General features: G+C 43.8%; 18 protein-coding genes. 9 read left to right on the top strand and 9 right to left on the bottom strand.

The genetic code is table 11. The features are described 5' to 3' along the window. Positions 1-154: 154 nt before the first annotated feature. The 4 genes from CWC03_RS17560 to CWC03_RS17545 are packed head-to-tail and all read left to right on the top strand — an operon-like array spanning position 155 to position 3,174. Entirely contained in the window at positions 155-856 is a 702-nt protein-coding gene (locus CWC03_RS17560; protein WP_138582988.1) for a hypothetical protein, read from the top strand. Next, positions 857-1,579, top strand: a complete 723-nt coding sequence (locus CWC03_RS17555) for an SDR family NAD(P)-dependent oxidoreductase (protein ID WP_138582987.1) — start codon at positions 857-859, stop codon at positions 1,577-1,579. Between the two features lie 11 nt (positions 1,580-1,590). After that, entirely contained in the window at positions 1,591-2,199 is a 609-nt protein-coding gene (locus CWC03_RS17550; RefSeq protein WP_138582986.1) for a hypothetical protein, read from the top strand. Between the two features lie 27 nt (positions 2,200-2,226). Continuing rightward, positions 2,227-3,174: a helix-turn-helix domain-containing protein gene (locus CWC03_RS17545; RefSeq protein ID WP_138582985.1), complete on the top strand. Its 948-nt coding sequence runs from the start codon at positions 2,227-2,229 to the stop codon at positions 3,172-3,174. A 27-nt stretch (positions 3,175-3,201) separates the two neighbouring features. On the opposite strand, the gene CWC03_RS17540 is transcribed toward CWC03_RS17545, so the two are convergent. The 4 genes from CWC03_RS17540 to CWC03_RS17525 form a co-directional block, all read right to left on the bottom strand. Beyond that, positions 3,202-3,885, bottom strand: a complete 684-nt coding sequence (locus CWC03_RS17540; protein WP_138582984.1) for a hypothetical protein — start codon at positions 3,883-3,885, stop codon at positions 3,202-3,204. Between the two features lie 188 nt (positions 3,886-4,073). After that, positions 4,074-5,180, bottom strand: coding sequence for a 2-aminoethylphosphonate--pyruvate transaminase (gene phnW, locus CWC03_RS17535; RefSeq protein WP_138582983.1), 1,107 nt, complete (start codon positions 5,178-5,180; stop codon positions 4,074-4,076). A 179-nt stretch (positions 5,181-5,359) separates the two neighbouring features. Further along, positions 5,360-6,373, bottom strand: coding sequence for a UDP-glucose 4-epimerase GalE (galE, locus tag CWC03_RS17530; RefSeq protein ID WP_138582982.1), 1,014 nt, complete (start codon positions 6,371-6,373; stop codon positions 5,360-5,362). Between the two features lie 60 nt (positions 6,374-6,433). After that, positions 6,434-7,318, bottom strand: coding sequence for a TolB-like translocation protein (locus CWC03_RS17525; protein ID WP_045987948.1), 885 nt, complete (start codon positions 7,316-7,318; stop codon positions 6,434-6,436). Positions 7,319-7,453: 135 nt separating this feature from the next. Here CWC03_RS17525 and CWC03_RS17520 point away from each other — a divergent pair, with 135 nt between their 5' ends. The 3 genes from CWC03_RS17520 to yjjG all read left to right on the top strand — a co-directional run bounded on the left by CWC03_RS17520 (position 7,454) and on the right by yjjG (position 9,661). Next, complete coding sequence (locus CWC03_RS17520; RefSeq protein ID WP_138582981.1) at positions 7,454-8,353, top strand: phosphoribulokinase; 900 nt, start codon at positions 7,454-7,456, stop codon at positions 8,351-8,353. A gap of 97 nt (positions 8,354-8,450) precedes the next feature. Beyond that, complete coding sequence (gene yjjX / locus CWC03_RS17515) at positions 8,451-8,984, top strand: inosine/xanthosine triphosphatase (protein ID WP_138582980.1); 534 nt, start codon at positions 8,451-8,453, stop codon at positions 8,982-8,984. Then, on the top strand, positions 8,984-9,661 hold the full coding sequence (yjjG, locus tag CWC03_RS17510) for a pyrimidine 5'-nucleotidase (RefSeq protein WP_128728801.1): 678 nt from the start codon (positions 8,984-8,986) through the stop codon (positions 9,659-9,661). The genes yjjX and yjjG overlap by 1 nt, the downstream gene beginning before the upstream one ends. 303 nt (positions 9,662-9,964) lie before the next feature. Here the strand turns inward: yjjG and rlmB are convergent, their stop codons facing one another. The 5 genes from rlmB to CWC03_RS17485 form a co-directional block, all read right to left on the bottom strand. Further along, positions 9,965-10,705 (bottom strand): 23S rRNA (guanosine(2251)-2'-O)-methyltransferase RlmB, encoded by a 741-nt coding sequence (rlmB, locus tag CWC03_RS17505; protein ID WP_138582979.1) that lies wholly within the window; start codon positions 10,703-10,705, stop codon positions 9,965-9,967. A 22-nt stretch (positions 10,706-10,727) separates the two neighbouring features. Beyond that, complete coding sequence (rnr, locus tag CWC03_RS17500) at positions 10,728-13,217, bottom strand: ribonuclease R (RefSeq protein WP_138582978.1); 2,490 nt, start codon at positions 13,215-13,217, stop codon at positions 10,728-10,730. Between the two features lie 79 nt (positions 13,218-13,296). Next, on the bottom strand, positions 13,297-15,483 hold the full coding sequence (locus tag CWC03_RS17495; protein WP_138582977.1) for an ATP-binding protein: 2,187 nt from the start codon (positions 15,481-15,483) through the stop codon (positions 13,297-13,299). A gap of 107 nt (positions 15,484-15,590) precedes the next feature. Further along, a complete protein-coding gene (locus CWC03_RS17490; protein WP_138582976.1) occupies positions 15,591-16,193 on the bottom strand; it encodes a response regulator transcription factor in 603 nt (200 codons plus the stop codon). Beyond that, positions 16,190-17,284, bottom strand: coding sequence for a sensor histidine kinase (locus tag CWC03_RS17485; protein WP_138582975.1), 1,095 nt, complete (start codon positions 17,282-17,284; stop codon positions 16,190-16,192). The genes CWC03_RS17490 and CWC03_RS17485 overlap by 4 nt, the downstream gene beginning before the upstream one ends. Positions 17,285-17,415: 131 nt before the next feature. Here CWC03_RS17485 and CWC03_RS17480 point away from each other — a divergent pair, with 131 nt between their 5' ends. Both CWC03_RS17480 and CWC03_RS17475 read left to right on the top strand, forming a co-directional pair. Next, a complete protein-coding gene (locus tag CWC03_RS17480; protein WP_138582989.1) occupies positions 17,416-18,279 on the top strand; it encodes a DMT family transporter in 864 nt (287 codons plus the stop codon). Continuing rightward, on the top strand, positions 18,276-18,998 hold the full coding sequence (locus CWC03_RS17475) for a glycerophosphodiester phosphodiesterase (protein ID WP_138582974.1): 723 nt from the start codon (positions 18,276-18,278) through the stop codon (positions 18,996-18,998). Before CWC03_RS17480 ends, CWC03_RS17475 begins: the two co-directional genes overlap by 4 nt. Positions 18,999-19,040: the final 42 nt, after the last annotated feature.

The following is a 19,040-nucleotide window of genomic DNA, read 5'->3' as shown; positions in this document are numbered from 1 at the left end:
CGTGCTTTAGCACGACAACCTATCCACATTTCCTATCTTGCGAATAAACCACACAATCACATACCTGAAATAAGCAGATCTCTGGCGCAAATATTCAATAAGTTCTCTCTTCCTTTAATTACAGTAAGTAAATAACACTGGAAAAGGACAAGACATGACAGAAATGAACTCCCTACAAACTTGGCTCACTACAGCGCAGGTAAGTAATAAAAAACATCTCAATTCACGCGCCATGTTTGCATACAGCTTACAAATTGATGCGCTAACGGGCGGCCATTTTAAGGCTCGTCGTAGCTGGAAAAGTGCAAGTGATGAAGAAATAGCCGCCGAGGAGGTTGTGTGGTGTCAACAACACGGGCTGGTTAGCGCGCAAATGTCCCAGCCCCATTTACAAGAAAAAGGCCGCTTAGAAGTCAACCAATTTAAAGGCACTAGCGTATTGAGTAGCTATCGGACTAAGCATAGCGAAAAAAAGAAACCGCTCATATTTGCAAATTTACCTTGCACATTGCTGAGCGTGCCATTCGAAATTGCAAAGCATTGGCAGGATTTAATGCAAGGCAAGCGCATTCACTTAGATTACACCGTACTCAAAGTACAAGCACATACAGGGATAACACTTCATAAAAAAGACACAGACTCCAGCACAGTTATCAGTGTCACACCAAAAAAGTGGTTTTGGCGCCTGCTATTTGGTTCAACTGACTTTCATTATGAAAAAGGTTCTCAGCGACTGATTAAAATTGACGGTCTGTTAGAACCGAGAGATCGAAATATAAAGGGTAAGTACGTTGAGTATCTCGGACTGGCGAGATTTGATAAGGCAATCGATTTTGGCTTTTTTAGGGGATTATAAATGACAAAAATGGTATTAATAACTGGCGGTACGCGCGGCGTTGGAGAGGCATTAGTGACACTATGCTTGTCAAAAGGCTATCAGGTTATTGCAACTGGAAGCAGCGCCGCTTCAGTGGCCAACGCAAAAACAAAGCAGCCAAACGTAAGCTGGTATGTATGCGACTTATCTGAGCAAGCACAGCTTACCTCCTTAGCTAACGCTTTAGAGGGAAAAACCCTGGATATAGTGTTTCATAACGCAGGCGTGCAGCAGCCTAGGGATTTATTTGTAGCAAATAATGAAGTCATTTCAGTTGAGCATGAAACCCAGATTAATTTTACCGCACCCATCATGCTCACCCGATTATTGTTCGATAATATCCGTCGTAGCAACGGCTCTTGGGTGTTCGTTACTTCAGGGTTAGCAATCGCACCAAAGCAAAGCTCACCAATATACTGTGCAAATAAAGCTGGACTACGGGCTTTTTGTAAGTCTTTTCGTGGACAAATCAAATTACACCAGAGTCAAATCAAGGTATGTGAAGCTATTCTCCCGTTAGTGGATACTGATATGACCAGAGGTCGAGGCACAGGAAAAATCACGCCAGAACAAGCAGCGAAGGAAATCGTTGCTGGCGCTTTGAAAGGTCAAGCAGAAATTAAAGTAGGTAAAATGCGCATTGTGATGTTGCTGAGAAAGCTATTTCCTAATCTCATCGAAAATATCATGTTAAAAGCATAAGGATAGAAACCATGACGACTAAAGTGACATTAGCACGAAGAGTGCTAAATTGGATTTCAGAAAATGGCAAAAAGCCTAAGGCGATCGTGGTGCTTTCTGGGTTATCAATTGGTGATTTCTTTGTTCCTGCATTGCCAACTCAGACATCGGTCATGCTGCTGGCTTGGCTACAGCCTAAAAAAATACTGACTATTGCACTGATGTTTGCAATCGCAGCAGCTGCGGGCTCAAGTATTCTCATTCTCCTCGCAACGATGTTAGAAAGCTTTTTGCAAAATGCTATTCCCTCTCAAGGTTCTGCTAACTTTGAAAAGTGGCAAACACTTAAACACTATATCAATGAGTATGGACTGTACGCGTTAGCCTTGATGTCGCTACTTCCGACGCCGCCAAGAACTATGGTTGTATTAAGCTTACTGGCAGGAATATCTGGGTATTTGATTGTAGCAACCGTGTTTTTTGGCAAGTTACTGTGGTTCACAGCCGTGGTTCTTATTGTCTCACGTGCACCAAACTGGTTACCCAAAATACCTTGGATAGGAAAGAAGATAGCCAAAACAATTACTTTCCAACAACAGCGGTTAAAACAAAACGTCACGCAACCTATATCAAATAAATAGCCAAGGCTTTGGACAAAAAGAGAAAATATGAATAATCATATATCGCCCCGCAGTGCCGCTTTTGCCAGCAGCACCATGTTAAATTTGCTACAAACTGGGTTAGAGCGGCTTACAGCTGGGTGCTGTACAAATAATAACGGCTTTAGTCATGCGCTTGTCCCGCTTGAGACGAAAAAAGAGTTTGTCTCCTACGTTGCCTCACAATATGGCCTAGAAACATTGCTAAAAATTGCCGTTGGTGTTGAAACACTCCTCGATACACCAACTGGTAATGCACTGCTATATCAAAGCTCACCTACATCCTTGCTACATAAATGGCAGCGGTTGGAAAAGTACATACACAGCAATCACTTTATTGACTGTGAGTTTTCTGACACTTACGTAAAGATCCGCCATCGTTCAAGAACCAGCATTCAACCCTCATGTGCCGAGGACTTAGCGGTTTTGGGTGTGCTTTGTGCTTTACTTCATCAAGTTACAAACAAACCTGTCACACTAAACCCAACATCTAATGCGCGAACGGCTATTTTTAGTTATCCAAGCCTCTGGGTGTCAACGCCGTTAGCACCCCGCCAAGGACAACACTGGTATATCCATTGGTCTTTGCCTGACAAAACCACAAAGATAAAAAGAGACAGCAAATTTTCTGAAGCAGGTGGCTGCATAAAAGAACAAACCAAAGCAGCCATGGTAAAACTAGGCCTATTAGACATCAATATCATAAAAGTGGCTAAGTGGTTGGCACTTTCTACACGCAGCCTACAGCGACGATTAAAAGAGAAGAATACCAATTTTGCCGTGCTGCTACAACAAGTCAGAGTCCAAAAGGCAAGCCAAATATTATTGTCAAATAACACCAGTTTTGCAGAGGTAGGATTTGTATGCGGATTTTCAGATCAAGCTCACTTTAGCCGCATTTTTAAAAAGTGGACGGGTATGTCACCGAAGCAATATACCCACATCAACATAAACTGATTAACTGCGCTACGTATAATCTTTGTATTACCATAACGGGGAGTTACGGATGAGCGCCACTTGGTTATCTTTGTCGAGCGTCCCTTGAAACTCCAAATACGCCATTTTTTTGCGTTTATCTTCTGGTGCCGGAGTGATACCTGCGTAAGACACTATGCGGTTTAGATTTTCGTTAAAGTAAATATCAACGCTGTCCATAAATAACCACATTCCGAGTGAGCCAGGCCCTACTTGAAAGCGGTGTTTTCCTGCCTTTTCACCTTTGTATGACACCATAAATGGTGCCAGCTTTTTAGCCTTTAAAACTGGCCCTAAACACTTTAGCTTTTCTCCGTTAAGTAATTGCTCTGCATGTGCCTTGATAAATTCACCAAAAAGTTCTGGCAGACATAACTTGTCGGTATCTTCCTTGTTATCTTGCCAAATTAGCTCACCAAACTGGTCAAAAGCTGTGACGGTATCATCTACAATCAATAGTTTACCTAACTGAGATGGGTGCCCCTTCGCTATATCGAGTTCAAAGCGCTCCGCTTGCCATGTCGCTTTGGCTTTATATAAGAAGGAATCTTGCTGTTTAACGTAGTAGGTTTTACTATTTTCACCAAATGTAGCACCTAGTAAAAACTCAGCATGGGCAATTGGGCTAGCAATCGCTAACCACGCAACTGGCACTATCATTTTATTTTTCAAATAAAAACTTATTCTACTCATGGTTTCGCTCCTTTTATTGTTACCAATATAAGAAGAGGTCCATTATAATTATTGAATAAATCCGCCAATTACACTTACTTTAGTGTAAATACAAATGAAAAAAGCCAATCGCAATCCACCTCCTACGCTGTACGCTGGCGGCTTACCAGTAACCCATCGCCGCGTAAAGCGGCTCCTACTCTGACGGTTTACCAGTATTTTGCTTGTGCGATAGCTTCGAGTAGTCCGCTAATATCTGCGGCATACACTTCGCCAATATTACCGATCCTAAAGCAATCTGCGTTTGATACCTTGCCGGGGTAAATTACATATCCTTTTTGCTTCAATGCCTCATAAAAGCGCTTAAATTCATAGCTTTCGTCACTTGGTGAATAAAAAGAAGTGATAATAGGTGAGTGCATGGCTTCTGGTAACAAGGCTTCAAAACCAAGAGCTCTCATGCCGCTAACGAGTTGTTTTTGATTTTCGCTGTAACGCTTAAATCGCGCAGAAACGCCTCCCTCTTGCGCCAATTCTTCTAGTGCTTTGGCAAAAGCCCTGACAACATGCGTTGGCGAGGTAAAACGCCATTTACCATGATGATTTTCCGTGGTTTTCCATTGGGCGTGAAGATCCAGCGAGAGTGAACGTGCTTGTCCTTCAGAGGCAACCAGCAGCGCCGTTTTTGCGATCACAAAGCCAAAACCTGGAACACCTTGAATACACTTATTTGCTGAGCTGATGAGGATATCAATTTGCCACTCATGCATATCCATCTCAATGCCGCCAAAACTGCTCATGGCATCAAGGATCATTACTTTATTATGGTGTTTCGCAAGCTCCGCTACGCGTTTAGCCGGGTTCAGCATCCCCGTTGTGGTTTCGCAGTGTACCATTGCTACGTGGGTGATCTCTGGGTGTTGCTCAAGCGCTTGTGAGATCTGCTCAAGTTGCGGCAATTCGGTTTCAACAAAATTGAGCGCTATTACATTAATATTGAGATAATTGGCTATCTCAATAATACGCGCACCATAAGCACCGTTATTGATAACCAGTAAAGTGCCAGACTTAGGAATAAAAGTCCCAATAGCCGCCTCTACACTTGCTGTACCACTGCCCTGCATTAAGGTTGCACTGTAGTCACTGCGATACTGCGGATCTGCAACCGCAATTTCACAAAGTTGCTTGCGAATAACTTGCACTACACCTTGGTTATATTCATCATCCCAAGTGCACCAGTCTTTCAACATGGCTTCTTTCACGGTGTGAGAGGTACTAAGTGGGCCTGGCGTCAGGAGTAAATAATCGTTGTTCATAACTTGCCTCTAAACTGGTCTATACCAGATTATTTAACCGAGTTTAGGTGACAACGGCATGACAGTTTTATGAAACTAAAATTGATGTAGTAATGAAGTTCAATGAAACCTCGCCTTTACCCTAAATGGCAAAGGCGAAGAGAAGCAACAGAGGCTCTGGTTGTTATCCTGAGTTTAGGTTATTTATAACCGTTTGGATTATTGCTTTGCCAGCGCCATGTATCTTGCATCATGGCATCCAGACCACGCTCTGCATGCCAGCCTAATTCGGATTTGGCTTTTTCAGGCGCAGCATAACAGGCGGCAATATCACCATCGCGACGCGGCTTAATATCATAGGGTATAGCTTTGCCTGCAGCCTTTTCAAACGCAGTAACCATCTCAAGTACTGAGTAGCCATTGCCAGTACCTAAGTTATAGATGTGTGTGCCTGCTGCTACTGCGATTTTCTCAAGCGCTTTTAAATGGCCAATAGCAAGGTCAACCACATGAATGTAATCCCTCACGCCCGTGCCGTCTTTGGTGTCATAGTCGTTACCAAATACGCCTAAACTCGCCAGCTTACCAACAGCAACCTGTGAGATATAGGGCAATAAGTTATTGGGAATACCATTTGGGTCTTCACCAATTAGCCCCGACTCGTGTGCACCAACCGGATTAAAGTAACGCAAAATAGCAAAGGCCCAACGCGGGTCTGATTTAGCGACATCCTGTAATACCATTTCAACCATCAACTTTGACGTACCATAAGGATTGGTTGTGCCACCAACAGGGAAATCTTCACGAATAGGAAGACTGGCAGGATCTCCATAGACCGTCGCTGACGAACTAAAAACAAGCTTAAAGACATTAGCATCACGCATTGCATCAAGGAGCGTCAACGTACCTTGGACGTTATTTTGATAATACTCGATTGGCTTTTGAACCGACTCTCCTACGGCTTTTAAACCGGCAAAGTGGATCACTTCTTCAATATCATATTGCGCAAATACACTATCAAGAAATGCCTTATCAAGAATATCACCTTGATGGAATGCAGCTTCCTTTCCTACTATCTCAGCGACTCTATGTAATGAAGTCTGCTGAGAATTGCTTAGATTATCTACGACCACTACCTTTTTGCCTTGCTGTAGCAGCTCTAATACAGTGTGAGAGCCAATATAGCCTGCGCCACCTGTTACGAGAATCGTCATATCTATTCCTATGGTTGTTGTCTATGCATTGCGTTTAACATGCAATTTAATATATTGCTATCAGTCTTCGCTGTGGCATACAAATGCCAGCTTGTTATCAAAAAAGCTCAAGCGAGAGATTGAAGTCTGACAGTAACTTCTTAAGTTTCTTAATAAGTGGACTTTTTTAGGCGCATTTAAATCCCGGTAATAAATTTTATTATCTAGTGCATATGCCACTTTATTATCATCCAACCAAGTATAATCTTGCACCTGACTGGGAAGAGCAAAAAATCGCTGAATATGATCGCTCTCTCTGTGGTAGGTTGCGAACCACATCAAGCCATTGACTTGATAAGTAAAAGCAAATACGTCACGCGCACGGTTGTAAGACAAAGTTCGGCCAATATCTTCGGCAAGAATTTGTGGTAAATGGCCGTTAATATCTGTGTACTGTAAGGTATGCGGAGCACTCTCAGTCGCACCTAAAATAAACATAATCAGATCTTGGTTGCTCCCCCAAGCATGATACCCCACAGGCTCGATATGCTCAAAAACACGACTTGGTTTTGTAGCCTGATCAAACGGATAAAACCACAGTTTTTGCTTACCGGATCCCTCAACCACAATCGTCGTTAACCCTTCCCCATTCGGGTGTAATGTGGGCGAATATTCTGAGACAGGGGATTGCGTGAGGTTGGTTGTGTTTTGGCTTTGAAAATCGTAGAAAAACAGATCCGTTTGACTATTGCCATCAGCGCTAACTTCCGCGGTGTAGTAAACCCCAGAATCAGTCACTAGCGGCTGATTAAAATACGCGGTGTTTTCGGTAATTGGTTTAGCACTAAAATGTTCACCTAATTCAGCTAGCCAAATTTGGCTTTTGGGCATGGCTGAATAAGCCGGTAAACAGGACGCGAAAGCGAATAGACAAACTGCGAGCTTCACACGCATTGAAATGGGCATGGACGTTCCTTTGATTTTTCATTGTAGTTATATCACCCCGCTATGATACCCAACACTCGCCCTCAAGCAAAGCTTGCCAAAAACTTTGCTTCGCGTAACATCGAATTAACGGATGATGAAAGCTAAGGCAGATTTATGTCAGACAAACACCCTATTATCGCCATTACTGGTAGTTCAGGCGCAGGCACTACAACAACGACAAGCGCGATAAAACACATATTCCGCAGTCTTAATACCAAAGCCGCCTATGTCGAAGGCGATAGCTTTCATCGCTACACTCGCCCAGAAATGGATAAATTGCGTCGCGAAGCGCTGCAAGAAGGTAGGCACATTAGCTACTTTGGTGAAGAAGCCAATGACTTCGGCGCATTAGAAAGTCTGTTCAAAAGCTATGGCGAAACCGGCAATGGCAAAGTCCGTCGCTACCTTCATACGTTTGACGATGCCGTGCCATTTAATCAGCTACCGGGCACTTTTACTCCTTATCAAGAACTAGAACAAAACACCGATATGCTGTTTTATGAGGGGCTGCACGGCGGTGTTGTAACCCCCGAATATGATGTGGCCAGCAATGTTGATTTATTGATTGGCATGGTGCCTATCATCAACCTTGAATGGATCCAAAAGCTCATTCGCGATACCAACGAGCGCGGCCACTCCAAAGAAGCGGTCATGACGTCAATTGTGCGCTCAATGGATGACTACATTAATCACATCACCCCGCAGTTTTCTCGCACGCACATTAACTTTCAACGCGTGCCCACCGTAGATACTTCTAACCCATTCAGTGCTAAAGACATACCATCATTAGACGAAAGCTTTGTAGTTATCCGCTTTCGTGGCATCGAAGATGTTAATTTCCCTTACTATTTACAAATGATTGAGGGCAGCTTTATGTCTCGTGTAAACACGTTAGTTGTGCCGGGCGGAAAAATGGGATTGGCAATGGAGTTGGTGCTGACTCCACTTATCAAAGAATTATTAATAAAGAAACGCGCCCTTGAGAATATGGCGCCAGTCGATTTACCGATTTAACCCAGCTTATGTTTTGATAAGGAATAATAGCTTCCTTGCATCGCTCCATATCACACTTTACACTGACGCCTTTTAGGGCATCACGAGTAGTTGTTATATGGACGTGCTTACCATTTTAGTGGGGTCTAAAAACCCAGTAAAAATCAATGCTGCAAAAACCATCTTTGCGCAGTACTTTCCCAATGCAAAAATTGACTGTCAGGGTATCTCAGCACCGAGTCTCGTTGCGGATCAGCCTTTAGGTGAACAAGCCACCCGCGAAGGCGCAGAGAATCGTGTTACTTACTTACAGCAACATCATCAAGCGGATTTTTATTGTGCCATGGAAGGAGGCGCTGCCAAATTTGAATATGGTGCAGCTACTTTTGCTTATGTCGTCATTGCGGATAACCATCGTAGGAGTGTCGGTCGTAGTTGTAATTTGCCTCTACCGGCGTCGGTGTACACACGTCTTGAACAAGGTGAAGAGCTAGGACATGTAATGGACGACCTGTTCAACACCACCAATATCAAGCAGCAAGGCGGTGCTATCGGTTTACTAACCAACCATCTTGCCACCAGAGAAAGTAGCTACACGCAAGCCTTATTACTCGCGATGGCACCCTTTAATCACCCAGAGATGTATTTATAATGCCGAACTATACACATATTTTATTTGATGCGGATGAAACCTTATTTAGCTTTAATGCCAAACTTGGATTACAAACGCTGTTTACTCAATATGACGTTGTGTTCACTGACGAGGACTACGAAGAATATAACAGCTTGAATGCGCCACTTTGGGTGCAGTATCAAAATGGTGAAATTGACGCAAAAACACTTCAGGTAACGCGTTTTAGCCGCTGGGCTGAAAAACTTAATGTTGCGCCTGAATCGCTCAATGCGGGATTCTTGGCAGCGATGGCAGAAATTTGCCAACCGCTACCGGGTGCAAAAGCATTACTCGACAGCCTGAAAGGCCAATGTACTTTGGCTATTATTACCAATGGATTTGCCGCGCTTCAGCAAAAAAGATTGGAACATACCGGCCTTGTGGATCGTTTTTCTGAAGTGGTGATCTCTGAGTTGGTGGGTAAAGCCAAGCCAGATCCGAGTATTTTTGCGCATACGTTAGCGCTGTTGGGGAACCCCGATAAATCCAAAGTATTAATGGTTGGCGACACGCCAGCGAGTGACATTTTAGGCGCAAACCGCTTTGGGATTGATAGCTGTTGGTTAAAGCATGATGGCAAAGTCTGCCCCGAGCATATCAAGCCAACCTATACCGTAGAGTCTCTTAGAGAGTTGCAAGCGATTTTAATGGGGTAATGCCCTGTACAATTGTGTGGGGGTAAGGCGACCTTTCGGGTTTTAAAAAAGCTCCCCGAATAAATCGACTCCTACCAAAGAAAGCTCGCCGAATAAATCGGCTCCTACCAAAGGTAGAGCTGAGTAGGAGCAAGTTTACCTTGCGGATTATTAAAAGCTCGCCGAGTAAATCGACTCCTACCAAAGAAAGCTCGCCGATTAAATTGGCTCCTACCAAAAGTAGACCTGAGTAGGAGCAAGTTTACCTTGCGAGCTCTTAAAGCTGCAGAAGATGCGCCGTGAAAGCCGGCGCTTATTAAATGATTAAAGTGCTGAGCGCTGCCTTAACACTTCAAATAGACATACACCGGTCGCAACCGATACATTTAAGCTAGACACGCTACCTACCATCGGGATCTTAACCAGTTCATCGCAATGCTCTCGAGTTAAGCGGCGCATGCCATCACCTTCAGCGCCCATTACAATGGCCATAGGCCCAGTCAGGTTTGCATCAAAAACGGCTGTATCGGTTTCGCCTGCCGTACCCACAACCCACACACCAGCTTCTTTAATATCACGCAATGTGCGAGCAAGGTTGGTTACTTGGATAAGCGGAACCGTTTCTGCCGCACCACACGCTACTTTTCTTGCAGTGCCGTTTAGCTTTGCAGACTTATCCTTTGGTACGATCACACCATGTACACCTGCTGCATCAGCACTGCGCAGACATGCACCTAAGTTGTGAGGATCCGTTACCCCATCAAGCACCAAGAAAAATGGTGTGGTTTCTCTTTTAATGATCTCATCAAGATCTTTTTCATTGTAGGCGCGCGCCGCTTTAACATTGGCAATAATGCCTTGATGTTGCTCGCCATTCGCTTTGTTATCAAGCGCTTTACGCTGCATAAACTGCACTGAAATACCAAACTTACGGGCATCGTTTACGACTTGATTTAAACGCTGATCTTCACGTCCCTTTAGTGCATAAATTTCTAAAAAGCGCTCCGGCGCGTTATTCAAAATGGCTTCGATTGAATGAAAGCCAAAAATTAATTCGTTACTCACGTTAAAGCTCCCACTTTATAATCTATTGCGCTTTTTTGCTACGATTTCTTTCGTTTTTACCTGGGCGTTTTGCTTTGCCCTTTGCCGCTTTGGCTTTTTTACTCGCCGATTTCTTCTTCGACTTCAGCGTGCCTGCCTTTTTCGCCTGTTTGAGCTCCCCTTTAGGGGTCGTTCTTTTGCGCTTTTTGGCTTTGTCATCGTCTTTATTATCTTTATCGCGACCAGACGTTTCACCGTCACGGCGCTTAGCTCCTGGGATTTTACCCGTTTTTAGCTGCTCACGAACACTACTTGCCGTGCTTTTCGGCGATTTTCGACGCCTTGAATAGCGATCTGATAGACCTTCTTCAGCCAAAGCTAAGTTGATGCGGCGATCGTCCAAGCTAACTGAAGCAACCACAACAGTAAGTTTATCGCCAAGTCTAAACACTGTACGACTATGCTCGCCAATCAAACATTGCTTTGCACCATCAAAGTGGAAGTACTCATGCCCTAAATTGCTAACATGGATCATCCCGTCAATCTGCAGGTCGTCTAACCTCACAAATAAGCCAAAGTTGGTGACCGATGAGATCACACCGGTAAATTCATCGCCAACATGATCTTGCATAAATTCACATTTAAGCCAATCAGCAACTTCACGAGTGGCGTCATCAGCGCGGCGCTCTGTCATTGAGCACTGCTCACCCAGTTGTTTTACTTCATCTTCATTGTAGATGTAAGCGCCATTCACTGGCTGTTGCTGTTGTTGCAAAATACCTTTGATAGCACGGTGTACCACCAGATCCGGATAACGGCGAATTGGTGAGGTAAAGTGTGCATACGCTTTTAAGGCCAAACCAAAGTGGCCAATATTTTCTGGCTGATATACCGCTTGCTTCATTGAGCGCAGTAGCATGGTTTGGATCAATTCTTTTTCAGGACGGTCACCCAGTGACTCGATCGCTTGCGTCAGTTCCTCAGGCGAAGGGTCATTGGGCAGTTGGCTTTCGATACCCAAGTCTTGCAAGAATTGTCTAAATTGGCTCAATCTTTCAGGATCTGGCTCATCATGAACACGGTACAAGCTATGGGCTTCGTGTTTTTCCAATAATTTTGCTGCTGACACGTTCGCCAAGATCATACACTCTTCAATCAGCTTGTGAGCGTCGTTACGAACCACAGGCACAATAGAGTCAATCTTCCGATGAGCATTAAACACAAAGCGCGTTTCTAAAGTTTCAAACTCAATCGCGCCACGCTCCTGCCTTGCAGCCTTCAGCGCCATATACATGTTATGGAGCTCAGTTAGATGAGGCACAAGAGGCTGATAATCGGCTCTGAGCTTTTCATCACCTTGTAAAATCGCATGGACTTTGGTGTAAGTAAGACGAGCGTGAGAGTTCATCACGGCTTCGTAAAAACGGTAGCCAGACAAACGGCCTGCTTCGGACACGGTCATTTCCGCAACCATACACAAGCGGTCTACCTTAGGATTCAATGAACATAAACCGTTCGATAGCACCTTAGGTAGCATTGGCACAACTTGTTCAGGAAAATACACTGAGTTACCACGCTCAATCGCTTCTTTGTCAAGCGCAGTGCCTTTGCCGACATAATGAGACACATCCGCAATAGCGACCCATAAACGCCAACCACCTGACTTTTTACGCTCGCAATATACGGCGTCATCAAAGTCACGTGCGTCTTCACCGTCAATGGTCACTAATGGTAAATCGCGCAGGTCGACACGGCCCTGTTTAGCAGACTCTTCAACAAACTCACCAAGATTTGCAACTTGTGCTTCAACTTCACTTGGCCACTCATGAGGAATGTCATGATTGCGAAGTGCCACCTCAATTTCCATACCCGGTGCCATATGATCGCCGAGCACCTCAAGTACTTTACCCATTGCATTCATTTGTTTGCTTGGGCTTTGAGTGATCTCTACCTGCACCATTTGATTATGACGAGCACCATTTTCTTGGCCAGGTACAATGATGATATCTTGAGTAATGCGAGGATCTTCTGGCACCACAACTGCCATGCCAAACTCAACAAAATAACGACCGACGACTGGCGCACGCTCTTTTTCAAGTACCCGCACAATGCGCGCTTCCACCTTACCACCTGAGCCTCGACTGCCAGCCTTCGCTAACACCCAATCGCCATGCAGCACACGCTCCATTTGATACTTAGTGATAAACCAATCTTTGGGTTCGCCTTCGACTTCTAAAAAGCCAAAGCCGTCACGGTGTCCAACAACGCGGCCTTTGACCAGACCATCATCACTTGGAATGGTGTAACACTTAAATTTATTGAAGTGTAGTTGACCGTCTCGCTCCATTGCGCGCAAACGGCGTTTAAGCGCAATTTGACGTTCTTCGTCTTGCACTTTTAAATCGTTACACAATTGAGAGAAAGAAGGTGGTTTGGCCGCGCTTTTAATGTGTTCTAAGATAAATTCGCGACTAGGTACTGGATTGTCGTATTTTTGCTGTTCTCTATCGAGATAGGGATCCTGTTTTGGCATTACTGTCTTGTTAAATAAGCTATGCTGTTATTTTAACCCAAAATAGCCCAATGACCTAGGCCAAGATCGATGAATCTTTTTATGCAGATAGATTAACCACTGGATTTGATACTGACTCCAATGTTGAAATTTGAGCATGAAGCTCTAATAAACGCTCAACTGAGCGTCTAGCAAGCAGCGCAAGTGCGTCCCAATCGACTTGCTCTTCAGAGTAACTCAGCTGTACTGTTGCTGCTTGAACAAACTCTGCAAAATTCACCATGCCAAGCTCCAGCGCTTCGTTTTCAATGTAGGCAAGTTTATCAACGGCTAAGTCAGTTACATTCAACTCTGTGAGCCCTTTAATTTGCGCAATTTCGTACTCAAATCGATCTGCTAAATACATCAATTTCGTCGCCAGCACACCTGAACTTTCACGGTTTGCGAGATCCATAAATCTTGATTGATCAATCAAAGTCTTACATTCCAAGCGGGACGTTGTTTTTACAGTCGCACATTCCAGTGCCGCATATAAACGGCTTGGCATGATAGGCTTAGTTAAACAGTCCTGCATGCCAGCTCGGAGACACCGCCTTTTCAATTCAGGATCGCCATCACCCGTTAGCGCTATAACCTTTACGCTTGAGGTAAAACCAATTTCGTTGAATCCTTCTTTAAACCACTCAAGGCCATTACCATCAGGTAACCGCATATCCAGCAGAACAATATCAAAATTATGTTCTAATAGCGCAACTTCAGCTTCTGCCAAGCACTTGGCAATAGAAAACTCTCTCACCATATCATTTAAATAGGTACTGATCACATCAATATTCATGGCGTTATCTTCAACAACAAGCACATTGAGCGCCAGCTTCTCTGTATTAAACTCTGTGCTCTGTAACGGTGAATCACTACACTGACAATCTAGCTCAAAGCTAAACACAGTGCCGGTACCAAGCTTGCTGTCGACGTTAAGTTCAGAATCTAGCCCTTGCAATAGCTGCTTGCATAATGCCAACCCAAACCCAGCACTTTGCGAGATGGATTGCTCATTGTTTAACGTCACAAAAGGTTCGAAGATCTTTTCCATTTGTCCTTCAGTCAGCCCTTTACCTGTATCTTTGATAGCAAAGCGAATTGTTTGCTTATCTTCATCACGACTTGTTCCTTCTAGGATCAGTGTAATGACACCTTTATCTGTGTACTTAATCGCATTAGAGAGCAGATTTCTAAGGACTAAAGACAGTGTATCTTGCTCGACGATATGAACGTCCTGCGGATACAGGCCTTTAACCTCGACCCTCAAACTCAATCCTTTAGCCAGTGCCAGTGGCTGTAAGAGGCGAACTAACTCTTGCGAAAGACTATAAAGCGAGATTGGCACGCGATTTTGCGCGGCATATTCTCCTTTCGCTTGCAGTAATACTTGATTGGCTAAGTCTGACATCGACATCGCAGCGTGGACGATAACGTCGCATAACTGAGCATGGCGATTGGGCTCTCGCGGTACTTTTTTAAGTGACTCAGCATGACCCACAATGGCATTTAGTGGCGTTCTCAGTTCATGACTCAATAATGTTAAGAATTGACCTTTTACTTGCGCTGACTGCTCTGCAGCAGCTTTTAACAGGCATAGTTCTTTTTCACGACGGCTGCTACATAACAGACATAAAGAAAAACACAACAGCAGCGGCATCGTGCTCACTGAGACTGCAAAAAACTGATTAACCCAATTTGCTGAAATAAGGCTGTCTGTCACTGAATAGCCGCCAAGCATGACCACTCTAAAAGTAAACACGGCCAGTAAGCTCAAGCACGATAGGCCAAACGCCCAATGTGCTGCACTAAATTCCTTCGATAATAACTTCTGGCCTTTATTTAGTGCCCGTAGACAGTAAATCATCGCCATCGCCCAAACTAAATAGTTAATCGCAACACGGGCTATAAAATTAAAATCCACGTACAAAAAGTAAGTAAAACCTGGAATGCCCAATCCGGCTAAGACATACCAAGGCATGTAATTGCTTTTCACGCTAAAAAACGCATCAACACCACGAGCCAGATAAAAAAGTCCAAATGCGATAGTGAGATTGGGAATAAAAATTGAGAACGTAATGGGAAGTGTATAAGCGGCCAACAGGCCACACCCAATTGCGGTAAGCGCAATGAAAATAAGCCAATCTCGAGTGCCAGGTAGGCCTTTATTAATAAACCAGTTTACGGCCATAAAAACTGTACAAACCACAGTCGTTATTGCGGTAACTTGAATAAGTAATTTAGGATCCATTATTGCACTCAAAAATTAATACATTATTATTACTTAGCGGATAGTGCAGTATATTACCGCACAACATTATTTTGAAGTATTAACTGGATATATGCTATTACACCTAGTTACAGCCATCCTTTTTGCCTAGCAATCCTTGCTGCATCTACTCTATTTGTCGCATGTAATTTTGCAATAGCATCGGATAAATAATTCCTTACCGTTCCCTCGCTCAAAAATAACTGTCCTGCTATTTCAGCTGTTTTTAACCCTTCACTGGCTAAACGTAACGCTTTGCGTTCCTTATCGGTAAGTGGATCAGCATCTTCCAAAGCATACAAAGCAAGCTCTGGGTCAATAACCTTATATCCATTCATGACCTTTTTCAGCGTTGATAGCAAGTACTCACTTGGAGCTTCTTTTAATACAAAACCATTTACCCCTAAAGTGATCGCGCGACGAATATAACCCGCCTTAGAAAAGGTCGTCATGATAACCACTTTTGTGTCTGGCATTTTTTGTTGCAAGTGCTGAGTAAGCTCAAGTCCAGTGACTTGTGGCATTTCAATATCCGTTAGCACGATATCAGGCGTTAACTTTGCTAACTTTTCCTTTGCAATTTGACCATTTTCAGCCTCGCCAACCACCTCTATCTCTTTATCTAAGCTCAGTAATGCCGCAATAGCTCCTCTTACTAATGCTTGATCTTCAACAATAAAAACTTTGATCATTCTACTTCCCCTAGCACCGCCTTAAAGTATCCACCCTGTTCGGTGTGATAAAATAATTGGCCACCACATTCTTTCAATCGAGTACGGATCCCCATTAAACCATTTCCTTCTTTTATGGACTTTATAGAGCCATTATCTTTAATTTCTACAAAGACATTATTGTCAGTTTGTCGTAGTGTGAAGCAAACCTTATCTGCATCGCTGTGACGAATAATGTTGGTGCATATCTCTTTAGCAAAAAAGCACAAACAGGCTTCGCTTACTTTATCTAAAGTGACCGCCTGCAATTCTAGCGTTACGGCAATGCCCTTATCTTTTAGCCTTGAAGCCAAAATGTGCAGCTGAGCATCAAGCGCTAGCTGATGATAGCCGGTGACGGCTTGGCGCACTTCGCTTAGTGCTTCTCTCGCTAAGTCTGCAACCTGCTGCGCTTCTGATTGCGCTTGCTCTAATGCATTTGCAGCAGCAAATTTACTCGCCAGCTCCGCTTTTAATGCTATCGAGCTGAGTGAATGGCCGAGTAAATCATGTAGGTCGCGCGCAATACGCTCTCGCTCAGCCACGGCGCCTAATCGCTTAATCTCCTCTTCACTTTGCCTCTGCAACTCTTTGTGTACTCGCTCTCGGTGTGACATCCAACCAAAAATAAAGAGTCCACACGCCACACACAGTGCAGGCATCAAGAAATAAACCGTTTGCTGGGTCGCGATAAATTTAGCCGTTAGCAATACCAACGCTATGATGACCAGCATCGCAATGATTTTATAACGAGGCAAAAAATTAAAACCGCAGAAAAAAGCAATAAAGCCAAATAACGAACTCGTCCCGGTCGTCACCCAACTACCTGCGACACAAAGCCCTGCCATCAGCACTAAATTCATCACCAACGCATTGCCCGTTTTTGTAATACTCTGCCAATAAAGCAGGACAAAGCTAAGGTACACAACAACTTGCAACGCAATATTAACTGCGCTCAATTGCGCCCAGTTAAATATCAATGGGAAAAAATAAAAGGTTGAAAAGATAAGGGGCCCGGCATTCCAAAATGAGCGCCGTTTCTCAACTAGGGTAAATTCTGTGGTAATGGACACAAGCTTCTCTGATTCACTTTTTTATTATTATTTACGTTTAAGCGCAGAATGTTGAGTGACAAGTGTCAACAATCTTGTCATCTCAAAGCGATTAAATGATAGACTGCAAAAAAACAGATCTAATATTCGATATGCGCCCACAACAGTCCGCTTTGCTCTCGCTCCATAGTGCCGTTTTATTATTTGGTGGAACAGCATTATTTTCAAAATTAATTTCACTCTCAGCACTGGATATCACCGTTTACCGTACCGCCGTTGCTTTCGTTGTGCTACTACTGTTACTCAAAATACAACGGCAGCCGATAAAATTAATACATAAAAAAGATTATCTAACGGCTTTAGTTCTTGGTGTCATCGTTGGGCTCCATTGGGTGACTTACTTTGCAGGCATGCAGATGGCGGGAATTGCAGTTGGGATCATTGCCTTTTTCACCTACCCCGTGATCACCGTTTTTTTAGAGCCGCTCTTCACTCGCAGCCGCGTGCAAATAAAAGATTTTATCAGTGCGAGCGCGGTGTTATTTGGTATCTATCTGTTAGTACCAGAAGCGAACCTTGGCAACCAAGTTACCTTGGGGATTATTACGGGCGTATTCTCGGGCGCACTCTTTGCGCTGCGAAACTTGCTCCAAAAGCGCTTCTTTTCTCACTATAGCGGCCCACACACAATGCTTTATCAAACGCTTGTTGCATGCCTTATGCTGTTAGTATTTGTGGAAGTGCCAATTCAGCAAGTTTCCACAGAAAATCTCTGGTTAATCTTGCTTGCAGGAGCAATATTTACGGCAATTCCACACGCCTTGTTTGCCTCTAGCCTACGTTATTTATCTGCCACCACTGCAGGGTTAATTTCTTGTTTACAACCATTGTATGGAACACTATTAGCTTATATTCTGTTACACGAGACGTTGACACTTACAACATTACTTGGCGGGTTGTTGGTAGTTAGTGCAGCCTGTTTTGAAACTTGGTCTATTACAAGGAAAAAAGCATGATTCAAGTCTTAGCGCACCGTGGAGCCAGTGGTAGCTATCCAGAAAACACACTTGCCGCAATAGAAGCAGCTCTGCATATTGGCGTTGATGGTATTGAATTGGATGTGCAAAGTTGCGCGGATGATTACGCCATTATTCACGACACTTGGCTAGACAGAACGACCAATGGCGTGGGCAGAGTCAATGAACAAACTCAAGCCTACCTTGCCACGCTTGATGCCGGTAAAGGGCAGTCAATTCCCACGTTGCAGCAAGTGTTTGCCACCATAGGTAAGCAGACAGATATCAATTTAGAGCTAAAACATACTTTTGGCTTAGATAAGTTTGTGGCCTATATAGAAGACCATATTCAACAGGGGATGATCACAAGAGAGCAGTTACTCATCTCTTCTTTTGACCATCACCAACTATTGTGGCTGAAGCAAAAGTTACCTTGGGTGAGAATTGGCGCGTTAACGGCTTCTATTCCAGTTCATTATGCGCAATTTGCCGAATCGCTCCATGCCTACAGCATTCATATGGACAAAAACTTTATTAATCATGAATATGTACTAGACGCAAAATCTCGCGGACTAAAGGTATTTGCTTATACGGTCGATAAACAACAAGACATAGATATGATGCTAGATTTCGGGGTGGATGGTATTTTCACTAACTTTCCATGCCAAACCAAAATGTATTTACAGGGCATTGGCGCTTACGCCACACCAACTGAGTAACTGCTTGATCGCTTTAGCATTGTTATTCCATTTAGCTCATCT

Source organism: Pseudoalteromonas sp. S2755, from assembly GCF_005886535.1.
GTDB lineage: Bacteria > Pseudomonadota > Gammaproteobacteria > Enterobacterales > Alteromonadaceae > Pseudoalteromonas.
This window is presented reverse-complemented; position numbering and strand designations above follow the sequence as displayed.

Excerpts from the sequence above, each read along its gene's own strand:
- CWC03_RS17475 (WP_138582974.1), top strand. The coding sequence starts at position 18,276 with ATGATTCAAGTCTTAGCGCACCGTGGAGCCAGTGGTAGCTATCCAGAA.
- CWC03_RS17540 (WP_138582984.1), bottom strand. The coding sequence starts at position 3,885 with ATGAGTAGAATAAGTTTTTATTTGAAAAATAAAATGATAGTGCCAGTT.
- yjjG (WP_128728801.1), top strand. The coding sequence starts at position 8,984 with ATGCCGAACTATACACATATTTTATTTGATGCGGATGAAACCTTATTT.
- CWC03_RS17490 (WP_138582976.1), bottom strand. The coding sequence starts at position 16,193 with ATGATCAAAGTTTTTATTGTTGAAGATCAAGCATTAGTAAGAGGAGCT.
- CWC03_RS17520 (WP_138582981.1), top strand. The coding sequence starts at position 7,454 with ATGTCAGACAAACACCCTATTATCGCCATTACTGGTAGTTCAGGCGCA.
- CWC03_RS17560 (WP_138582988.1), top strand. The coding sequence starts at position 155 with ATGACAGAAATGAACTCCCTACAAACTTGGCTCACTACAGCGCAGGTA.
- CWC03_RS17545 (WP_138582985.1), top strand. The coding sequence starts at position 2,227 with ATGAATAATCATATATCGCCCCGCAGTGCCGCTTTTGCCAGCAGCACC.
- rnr (WP_138582978.1), bottom strand. The coding sequence starts at position 13,217 with ATGCCAAAACAGGATCCCTATCTCGATAGAGAACAGCAAAAATACGAC.
- galE (WP_138582982.1), bottom strand. The coding sequence starts at position 6,373 with ATGACGATTCTCGTAACAGGTGGCGCAGGCTATATTGGCTCTCACACT.
- CWC03_RS17525 (WP_045987948.1), bottom strand. The coding sequence starts at position 7,318 with ATGCCCATTTCAATGCGTGTGAAGCTCGCAGTTTGTCTATTCGCTTTC.
- CWC03_RS17495 (WP_138582977.1), bottom strand. The coding sequence starts at position 15,483 with ATGGATCCTAAATTACTTATTCAAGTTACCGCAATAACGACTGTGGTT.
- yjjX (WP_138582980.1), top strand. The coding sequence starts at position 8,451 with ATGGACGTGCTTACCATTTTAGTGGGGTCTAAAAACCCAGTAAAAATC.
- CWC03_RS17480 (WP_138582989.1), top strand. The coding sequence starts at position 17,416 with ATGCGCCCACAACAGTCCGCTTTGCTCTCGCTCCATAGTGCCGTTTTA.
- CWC03_RS17555 (WP_138582987.1), top strand. The coding sequence starts at position 857 with ATGACAAAAATGGTATTAATAACTGGCGGTACGCGCGGCGTTGGAGAG.
- phnW (WP_138582983.1), bottom strand. The coding sequence starts at position 5,180 with ATGAACAACGATTATTTACTCCTGACGCCAGGCCCACTTAGTACCTCT.
- CWC03_RS17550 (WP_138582986.1), top strand. The coding sequence starts at position 1,591 with ATGACGACTAAAGTGACATTAGCACGAAGAGTGCTAAATTGGATTTCA.